General features: G+C 38.5%; 2 protein-coding genes. Both read left to right on the top strand.

Going from position 1 to position 1,308, the window contains the following annotated elements:
• Window positions 1-214, top strand: a 214-nt coding sequence (locus ADA01nite_RS21670; protein ID WP_146812496.1) for a GNAT family N-acetyltransferase, incomplete at its 5' end; no start/stop codon positions are given.
• Window positions 215-360: 146 nt separating this feature from the next.
• Window positions 361-1,257: a DMT family transporter gene (locus tag ADA01nite_RS21675; RefSeq protein WP_170230419.1), complete on the top strand. Its 897-nt coding sequence runs from the start codon at window positions 361-363 to the stop codon at window positions 1,255-1,257.
• The last annotated feature ends 51 nt before the right edge of the window (window positions 1,258-1,308 follow it).

A 1,308-nucleotide genomic window follows, 5' to 3' on the forward strand; every position in this document is an offset into this window, starting at 1 on the left:
AGATTTCAGTTATTGTTGTTATCTCTCTGATTTGGCTGTCGATAAGGATTATCAAAAAAGCGGAATCGGTAAGGAACTGATAGGGAGGATAAGAAACATCATCGGCGAAGAAGTGGCTCTTATCCTGTTATCTGCACCAAATGCGATGGATTATTACCCAAAAGTTGGATTCGATAAGGTTGATAACGGGTTTATTATTCGACGTAAACGTTAGACCGGCTGCTACTCTGAAAGCAGTCCTTTTTTGATGCTGTCTGTCCGAAAATGAGCAAGGAAATGTTAATCATTCCATCAAGCTACAAACTATGTTATAAATAGTATATTGTATACAATATACTTAAATGAAGTGAGGTGAGTCATTTGGGGATTTTATTCGCTGTTATTTGCGCAATTGCTTATTCATCGAATTATATTCTGATTCAACTGGGTATGAAAAAATCAAAGAAGGATAACGGGGATTTTTTATCTTTATTTTCATGCGTTCTTACGATACTGGTCGTTTTTCTGTTAATGGCTGCATTTCAAGAGTCAGAGACACCTCCCTTCAGCGGAAAAGGTATTTTCTTCTATTTAATAGCCGGTTTCTCAACAGCATTTTTAGGACGAGTTCTTCTATTCGGAGGGATTCGAAGAATAGGTTCACCCCGGGCAGCAGGTATTAAGAATTCAGCTCCAGTCTTTACGATTTTTATTGCTGTCGTTCTCATGGGGGAGCGTATTTCCTTCGAAGCAGGAATTGGGATCATCATCATTTTTTTGGCTCTGTTTCTGCAAGCCAGGTATGACTTCAGACAAGCCGATCAGGTTGATGAAAAGGAGAAAAAGCACGGTATTTTTCTGGCTATTACCGCTGCTGTATTTTTTGGAATTGGACAAGCTGCCAGGAAACAAGGAATTATCTATTATGCTGATCCGATATTAGGCTCCTTAATTGGTTCTGTCTTTGCTTTATTTTCATTCATGATGATGGCACTATACAAAAAACAGCTAAAGGAAACCCTGATACGAAATTTTCAATCGTTTAATCTCTATTTTATTGGAGCAGGGATATTCACAGGCATCGCCCAACTTTGCTTTTTTCTCTCTCTACTTTATACCCGTGTTTCTTACACGAGTGTTGTGGCTGCAATGGAACCGATCATAACGGTAATATTAAGCAAAATTTTTCTGAGAAAAGAAGAAAGGATTACGATCCGGTTAGGCATAACAGCTTGTGCTGTATTTTTTGGGGCATGTATACTCATCTCGGCCAGATAAGCAGTTGCCAAGAAATGCTCATAAAAACTAAAGCGCTGTTGAATTAACTTA

The sequence above is a fragment of the Aneurinibacillus danicus genome (assembly GCF_007991215.1).
Lineage (GTDB): Bacteria > Bacillota > Bacilli > Aneurinibacillales > Aneurinibacillaceae > Aneurinibacillus > Aneurinibacillus danicus.